Consider the following 7,960-nt stretch of genomic DNA (forward strand, 5'->3'; position numbering starts at 1 on the left):
CGAATCCGGCGGGTTGATCTTCAACCAGCTGAAGCGTCTTGGCGCCTCCTGTGACTGGTCGCGTGAACGTTTCACCATGGATGAGGGCCTGTCGCAGGCTGTTCTGGAAGTTTTCGTCAGTCTCTACAAGGATGGCCTGATCTACAAGGACAAGCGCCTTGTGAACTGGGACCCCAAGCTTCTGACCGCCATTTCCGACATGGAAGTTGAGCAGCTGGAAGTGAAGGGCAATCTCTGGCACTTCCGTTATCCCCTGGAAAAGGGCGTAACCTACCAGTACCCTGTTGCCTTCGATGAAGACGGCAAAGCGACGGAGTATGAAACCCGCGATTACATCGTGGTTGCCACGACCCGTCCGGAAACCATGCTGGGTGATACCGGTATTGCGGTAAACCCGGAAGACGAGCGCTACAAGGCAATCGTCGGCAAACACGTCATCCTGCCAATCGTTGGCCGCAAGATCCCGATCGTTGCCGATGACTATGCCGATCCGACAGCCGGAACAGGCGCGGTCAAGATCACGCCAGCCCACGATTTCAACGACTTTGAAGTTGGCAAGCGTGCAGGTCTGCGCGCCATCAACATTCTCAACGTCGATGGCACCGTTACCATCAAGGACAATGAAGACTTCCTGGAAGGTCTCGACCATCCGGCAGCACTTCATGGTGCTTGGGATCGTCTGGAAGGGCAGGACCGTTTCGCCGCCCGCAAGATCATCGTCGAGATCTTTGAAGATGCCGGTCTGCTCGACAAGATCGAACCGCACAAGCACATGGTGCCGCATGGCGACCGTGGTGGCGTGCCAATCGAGCCGCGCCTGACGGAACAGTGGTGGGTGGACAACAAGACACTGGCTGGCCCTGCGATCGAAGCCGTTCGCGAAGGCCGCACCAAGTTCGTTCCAAAGTCCTGGGAAAAGACCTATTTCAACTGGCTTGAAAACATCGAGCCATGGTGCATCTCCCGCCAGCTGTGGTGGGGTCACCAGATCCCGGCATGGTACGGTCCTGATGGCCAGGTTTTCGTTGAAAAGACGGAAGAAGAAGCCCTGCAGGCTGCGATCCAGCACTATATTTCTCACGAAGGTCCATGGAAGGCCTGGGTTGAGGAAAAGCTTGAAAACTTCAAGCCGGGCGAAATCCTGACCCGTGACGAAGACGTTCTCGACACCTGGTTCTCGTCGGCACTGTGGCCATTCTCGACGCTTGGCTGGCCGGACCAGACACCGGAACTCGCACGTTATTACCCGACCGACGTTCTGGTCACCGGCTTTGACATCATTCCGTTCTGGGTCGTTCGCATGATGCAGATGGGTCTGCATTTCATGAAGGATGATGCCGGTGTTCCGGTTGAGCCGTTCCACACGGTCTATATCCATGCGCTGGTTCGCGACAAGAACGGCCAGAAGATGTCGAAGTCCAAGGGCAATGTCATCGACCCGCTGGAACTGATCGACGAATATGGTGCCGATGCGCTGCGCTTTACGCTGTCGATCATGGCAGCGCAGGGTCGCGACGTGAAACTCGATCCTGCCCGTATTGCCGGTTATCGCAACTTCGGCACCAAGCTGTGGAACGCGACCCGCTTTGCGGAAATGAATGGTGTAAAGCGCAATCCGTCCTTCCTGCCGGAAACAACAACGCTGACCATCAACCGCTGGATCCTGACCGAACTTGCCGTAACGGCAAATGAGGTAACGGAAGCAATTGGCAACTATCGCTTCAACGATGCTGCAAGCTCGCTTTACCGCTTTGTCTGGAATCAGTTCTGCGATTGGTATCTGGAACTGCTGAAGCCAGTCTTCAGTGGCGAAGATGAAAATGCCAAGGCGGAAGCGCAGGCTTGTGCGGCTTATGTTCTGGATGAAATCTACAAGCTGCTGCACCCGTTCATGCCATTCATGACGGAAGAGCTGTGGGCGCATACGGTTGAAGAAGGCGAAAGCCGCGACGGTCTGCTGTGCCATGCCGCCTGGCCAACACCGGAATTCACCGACACCGCTGCTGCGGCCGAAATCAACTGGCTGGTTGATCTCGTTACCGGCATTCGTTCGGCACGCGCTGAAATGAACGTACCGCCGGGCGCAACTGCACCGCTGGTTGTTGTGGGTGCCAATGGTGTCACGCATTCACGTTTGGAGCGTCATGACGCGGCCATTCGTCGTCTGGCGCGTGCTGAAAACATCACGCTCGCCACGTCTGCTCCGAAGGGGTCGGCGCAGATCATCGTGGGTGAGGCGACAGCCTGCCTGCCGCTTGGCAACCTGATCGATGTCGCGGCTGAAAAGGCCCGCCTCGAAAAGGCGATTGGCAAGGCTGAGGCAGAAATGGACCGTATTGCCAAAAAGCTTGGCAACGAGAAGTTTATTGCCAATGCCGATCCGGAAGTTGTTGCGGCCGACCGTGAACGCAATGCCGAGCTGGAAGTGCAAATTGCCAACCTCAAGACGGCTCTGACACGGGTCAACGAGGCTGGTTGATCGGCTTTCGGTTACGTAAGCAGACCTGGAATTGTCAAAAGGCGCATTCTGACAGGAATGCGCCTTTTGTCTTCTCGCTTTTCGCAATGTTGTGAAGGGCTTGGGCACTCGTAAATGGCACCAACGGTCGCGAATTCTCAAAAACTGTATCAGTTGTTAGAATTTTTGAGGGGTGTTTTGGGAAAGCTCTCGCTGTAGTGATAATGTTACAGTTTAGCGGTCTTGTAGAATTTTTTTTGATTTATTGTCTAAAATTCTAGTGAATTTGAAATCTCATCCCAAAAGCCGGTGATTTCTTTGGTTTTGTCAAAATCTTACGTAAATAATTTTAGCTAATCATAAGGTAGGGGGCAGAAGTCCGGCATTGTCATTTTGGGCGAAGCGCTTCACAGTTTCACCATCACATTGCCTTGTTTGGGGAGAGAGATGGCAAAGAGTGTATTTATAAAAGGCGCAATGTGCCTCATCGCAGGTACGATTGTTGCATCGCCATCGTTCGCTGGAGGTTTGGAGCGCGGCGGCTACAATATCGATCTTCTGTTCGATCCTTCAGATTATGCTCTGGATGCGTCCGGCACCTTCGTGATGCCGCACCGCAAAGTAAAGAATGCTCAAGATAATGCGGCCAAAGGTGGTCCGCTTCCTGCATCCTGGTCTACGACAGCAGACGATTCCGAAAGCTTCTGGTCGCCACGTATTGGCGTAAAGGCTGCTATCGGCGATTTCGGCGACTGCATGTTCGATTACTCGCAGCCTTGGGGTGCGGATCTCAATCCCGGCATCTGGCAGGGGTCGAGCTACAACATCGACACCAAGGTTAAATCGCATAACTATGCTGCGACCTGCCGCGTCAAGTTTGAGGTCGGCAAGGGTGATTTCTCGATCATCGGCGGTGGCTTCTATCAGGAAATCAGCGGTTACAAATACCGTCAGGTTCTCGGACCAGCGGTGCTCGGCCTCAATCCGGCCTGGGCAAGCTTCAGCGGCGTCGGCAAGTTGGAACTTGAAGGTGACGGTTGGGGCTGGCGTGCAGGCGTTGCCTACGAAATCCCGGAAATCGCTTTCCGTGCGAGCCTTGTCTATAACAGCGCGGTCGATCACGACCTGAGCGGTATTGCAGACGTAACGAACGTTCCGCAGACTCCTGCAGCCTTGTCTCCAACGCTGGCGAAGTATGGTGGTAAAATCGTACCGGTTTACGGTTCCATTTCCATGCCGGATAGCGTCGAACTCAAGGTCCAATCAGGCATAGCACCTGACTGGTTGGCTTTTGCCTCGGTAAAATGGACCGACTGGAGCCAGATCTCAGTCGTTCCGTTTTGTGCTGTCGGCACATCGCCCTGCGTACCAAGCGGCTCCGATACGCTCAATACGCTCGATCTGTTCTACCGTGATGGCTGGACCGTGTCTGGTGGTGTTGGACACAAGTTCAACGACCAGTGGAGCGGCGCAGTCAGCCTGACTTGGGACCGTGGAACATCGACCGTTATCGGCACGCAGACGGACACATGGACACTGGGTACGCAGGTCATTTATTCGCCAAACAAGAATCTCGAATTCAAGATCGCCGGTGCAATCGGCCTCTTGACCTCGGGTAGCTCGTCTATCAACGGCGGACCGTGCGGCGCAGGCTTTACCTGCGGTAACGAAGCTGGTTACGACTTCGGCAATGATGTCGTTGCTGCCATCTCCACGGGTGTGAAGATCAAGTTCTGATCAAAGCCATTCCCTGAAGCAGAATTGGTATTTGGTCTGAAAAGTGAAAGGTCCGGTCCCTGCCGGGCCTTTCTTTAGTTTAAGCCTCGAAAATGTGACGATTTGGCAACACATTTCTGCAACCTTATGGACGTGGTGGAAGAGAGACACATTTGTCCATTTCCCGCCACAAAGGGAGCGTTTCGCTATTCTCGCGGGTGGCGAATTTGCCGGGGGGCAAGCGTGTCGCGCATTATCCGTGAACGTGGTGAAAGTGAAAACGGTTTTGAATTCAGGGTGTAAGGCTTATCAGCGGAGACGGGCATCTCCACAGATTGCAACTACCGCAAGGGTGGTTGGTAGACGCCGTTATCTTGCCGGAAATGTTTCCTATATCTCGTCTCGTGAAACACGGAATTGGACCCAGGCTCCAAATGACCGCGTAGTGATGATGACTGCGGCCAGAAAGACGCACTCACCTCGGAAAATCGCAAATGGTTGCGGTTTGTCTTTGCAGTGTGACAGCGGTCTTGGATATACGCCGGGAAGAATGAAAGAAGTTCGGTGAAATGGTGAAACGTGAAGCCAACATCCTGAAACCCCTGTGTATGGGTTTCCTCATTGCCACTCTGGCAATGCCAGCCGCCGCATTTGATATCAATGCCGGCGTCACGAAGGAATCCGGACCTTTCGACCTCTTCAAATTCGGCTTCAAGGCCTATAAGAACGGCAAGAAGGAAGACGCGGTAGAAGCCTACCGTTACGCCGCGGAAAAGGGCCACACAGGCTCCCGCTGGGCACTGGCCAACATGTATGCCTTCGGCGATGGTGTTGCCAAGAACGACTTCGAAGCCTTCAAGATTTACAATGAGATCGCCAATCAGGGCGTGGAGCCGGGCTCCGAGGACACAGGTTTCTTCGTGAACGCGCTGCTGTCGCTGGCCGACTATTATCGCCATGGCATTCCCGGTAGCCCGGTCAAGCCTGACATGGCGCAGGCCCGCCAGATCTACTTCCAGGTGGCATCGACCTTTGGTGTAGCAGAAGCACAGTTCCAGCTGGCCCAGATGATCCTGGCAGGTGAGGGCGGCCGTGCGGATGTTTTGCAGGCCAAGAAGTGGCTGAACCAGGCGCGCCGCAACGGTCATGCCGGTGCCATGTCGGTGTTCGGCAACGTGATCTTCCAGGAAGGCCAGACCGTTCGCGGTCTTGCTTTCATGACGGCGGCGCTTGATCGCTGTAATCCGGCCGAATGCCCTTGGGTGCAGGATCTGCAGGAGCAGGCATTTGCAGTGGCAGGCGAGGGTGATCGCCGTGATGCCATCACGCTGGCCCAGAGCATCCGTTCCGGAAATCTGGACTGACTCTTGAAGCCAGCCATGTGGCTGGCTTCAAGCCTGCATTGCAAATATTTGGCTGACTTGTTGACGTGGCTCTATGCCGGCGCATAGGCGCCAGGGCAAACGCAACCGGCCGTAAAACCGGTCGCGTGGCGACTCTCGCTACTATGTCGCCAAAGTTGAAATTCCCGTTTGAGAAAATCAGGTTGCGAAGTTGAAGAAACCGCAAACCGGCACGTGGTCGGATGGTTTTTCCCAGGCGCGCACATGTTTTTCAACTGAAACGGCCCGCAACTTGTCGGTCGCCTCCGGTGACAGCATCAGGTGATCGATGCGGATACCGTTGTTCTTTGGCCATGCGCCGGCCTGATAATCCCAGAACGTATAAAGCCCCGCTGCATCGCTCGTCGCGCGTGTCGCATCGACAAAACCGAGATTTTCCAGCCGGCGGAAGCTCTGGCGGGTTTTCGGCAGAAACAGCGCGTCACCCTCCCAGACCTTTGGGTCGTGGCAGTCATAGGGTTCGGGAATGACGTTATAGTCGCCAGCCAGAATAAGCGGCTCTTCCAGAGCCAGCCGTTCGGCGGCGTGGGCGCGCAGGCGCTCCATCCAGCTCAGCTTGTAGGGGTATTTGATGGGATCGTCAGGCGGATTGCCGTTGGGCAGGTAAAGCGAACAGACGCGGATGACACCGCCCTTGATCGAAAACACGCCTTCAATGAAACGGGCCTGTTCATCGGCATCATCGCCGGGCAGGCCACGATTGACCTCGTCCGGCTTGATCTTGGACAGAAGTGCGACGCCGTTGAAACCCTTCTGGCCGTGTGTTTCGACGTGATAGCCGAGTGCTTCGATTTCGAGGCGTGGGAAGGCCTCGTCAACAGACTTGATTTCCTGCAGGCAGGCAATGTCAGGGTTGGAATCCTTCAGCCACTGGCAGAGGTTTTCAATGCGCGCTTTGACGCCGTTGATGTTCCATGTGGCAATTTTCATCGGAGACCCCGTTTTTGTCAGGACCTATCTTTACCCGATGAAAGAGCAATTGACACCCGTTTTACCGCTGAACTCACAGGAAGGGCTTAAACGGAAAAACTCGTTCCGCATCCGCAACTTGCAACAGCATTCGGATTCTTTATCTGAAACGATTGACCGAGAAGATTATCGACGAAGTCGATCTCGGAACCGGCCATGTAGATCAGCGACATGCTGTCGATCAGAACCTTGGCATTGCCGCGCTCGATCACGATGTCATCGTCAAGCTGCTTGTCTTCAAGATCGAACTTGTACGAAAAGCCGGAGCAGCCGCCACCTTCAACGGAAACGCGAAGAGCCTGTTTGCCAGCGTCTGCGCTGACAATTTCAACGATTCGTTTTGCTGCCGATTCGGAAAGGGTTACGTCTGTCTGTGTCATGTTTTCCTCATGGCCGGGGTCAAGATCCGGAGGGATTTGTTTAAACGCAATTATAAAACACTCAAAGAAGAGGTCTATACCCTGCTTGCAGGAAAAGTCTGCGTCACGGTTACTATGCGGCAAGCTCAGGCATAGGTATGAATGAGCGGATGAAACGTCAATGGCAGATGATAGCAGGGTGAGACATGAGAATTGATCAGCGTGCACTGGGTTTTGGAAGCGGCGAAAGGGCGGTGTTTGCTGCCGACCCGTGGACGACACGCGGCCGCCTGTTTCCTGAATCGTCCAGCCTGACCCGTTCCGAGTTTCAACGTGACCGTGACCGCATCGTGCACACCACGGCGTTTCGCCGGCTCAAACACAAGACACAGGTGTTCATCAGCCCGGATGGCGATCATTACCGCACACGCCTGACGCACACCGTTGAAGTGGCACAAATTGCCCGTGCCCTGGCGCGTGCGCTCAAACTGGATGAAGACCTCGCCGAAGGCGTGGCGCTGGTGCATGACTTTGGCCACACACCGTTTGGTCACACCGGCGAGGACGCGCTGGATGAGATGCTAAAACCTTATGGCGGCTTTGATCACAATGCCCAGTCGCTGCGCATTGTTACCAAGCTGGAGCGCCGTTACGCAGATTTCGATGGCCTGAACTTGACATGGGAATCGCTGGAGGGTCTGGTCAAGCACAATGGTCCGCTGATCGACAAGGACGGGCAGGGGCTGGGTGGTCCCGTACCATTGCCTATCGTTGATTATTGCAAGCTCAACGATCTCGAAATCGGTAGCTTTGCCAGCCTTGAGGCGCAGGTCGCGGCCATCTCGGATGATATCGCCTACAACACCCACGACATTGATGATGGTTTGCGTTCGGGCTACCTGACCTTCGAGATGCTGGAAGAGGTGCCGTTCCTGGCTGGGTTGATGGCCGAGGTGCGTGGCAAATATCCAAATCTCGATGGCGAACGTTTCGCCAATGAAATCATGCGCCGGCAGATTACCCGGATGGTTGAGGATGTGATTGCGGTGACGCAG

Annotated in this window: 6 protein-coding genes; 4 read left to right on the forward strand and 2 right to left on the reverse strand. The window is 54.9% G+C overall.

Annotated elements, in window-relative coordinates; genetic code table 11:
• The 3 genes from RT613_RS14010 to exoR all read left to right on the forward strand — a co-directional run.
• Window positions 1-2,479, forward strand: a 2,479-nt coding sequence (locus RT613_RS14010) for a valine--tRNA ligase (protein WP_313616227.1), incomplete at its 5' end; no start/stop codon positions are given.
• Between the two features lie 456 nt (window positions 2,480-2,935).
• Window positions 2,936-4,195, forward strand: a complete 1,260-nt coding sequence (locus tag RT613_RS14015; protein WP_409558829.1) for an outer membrane protein transport protein — start codon at window positions 2,936-2,938, stop codon at window positions 4,193-4,195.
• A gap of 548 nt (window positions 4,196-4,743) precedes the next feature.
• A complete protein-coding gene (gene exoR, locus RT613_RS14020; RefSeq protein ID WP_313616230.1) occupies window positions 4,744-5,538 on the forward strand; it encodes an exopolysaccharide production regulator ExoR in 795 nt (264 codons plus the stop codon).
• 177 nt (window positions 5,539-5,715) lie between these two features.
• Here exoR and xth read toward each other — a convergent pair whose 3' ends face one another.
• On the reverse strand, window positions 5,716-6,507 hold the full coding sequence (gene xth, locus RT613_RS14025) for an exodeoxyribonuclease III (protein WP_313616231.1): 792 nt from the start codon (window positions 6,505-6,507) through the stop codon (window positions 5,716-5,718).
• Window positions 6,508-6,593: 86 nt separating this feature from the next.
• The gene (gene erpA / locus RT613_RS14030) at window positions 6,594-6,926 is read right to left on the reverse strand and encodes an iron-sulfur cluster insertion protein ErpA (RefSeq protein ID WP_313616233.1); all 333 of its coding nucleotides are present in this window, start codon (window positions 6,924-6,926) and stop codon (window positions 6,594-6,596) included.
• Between the two features lie 185 nt (window positions 6,927-7,111).
• Between erpA and RT613_RS14035 the strand changes: the two genes are divergently transcribed.
• Window positions 7,112-7,960, forward strand: an 849-nt coding sequence (locus RT613_RS14035) for a deoxyguanosinetriphosphate triphosphohydrolase (protein WP_313616235.1), incomplete at its 3' end; no start/stop codon positions are given.

The sequence above is a fragment of the Agrobacterium sp. genome (assembly GCF_032092815.1).
Classification (GTDB): domain Bacteria; phylum Pseudomonadota; class Alphaproteobacteria; order Rhizobiales; family Rhizobiaceae; genus Agrobacterium.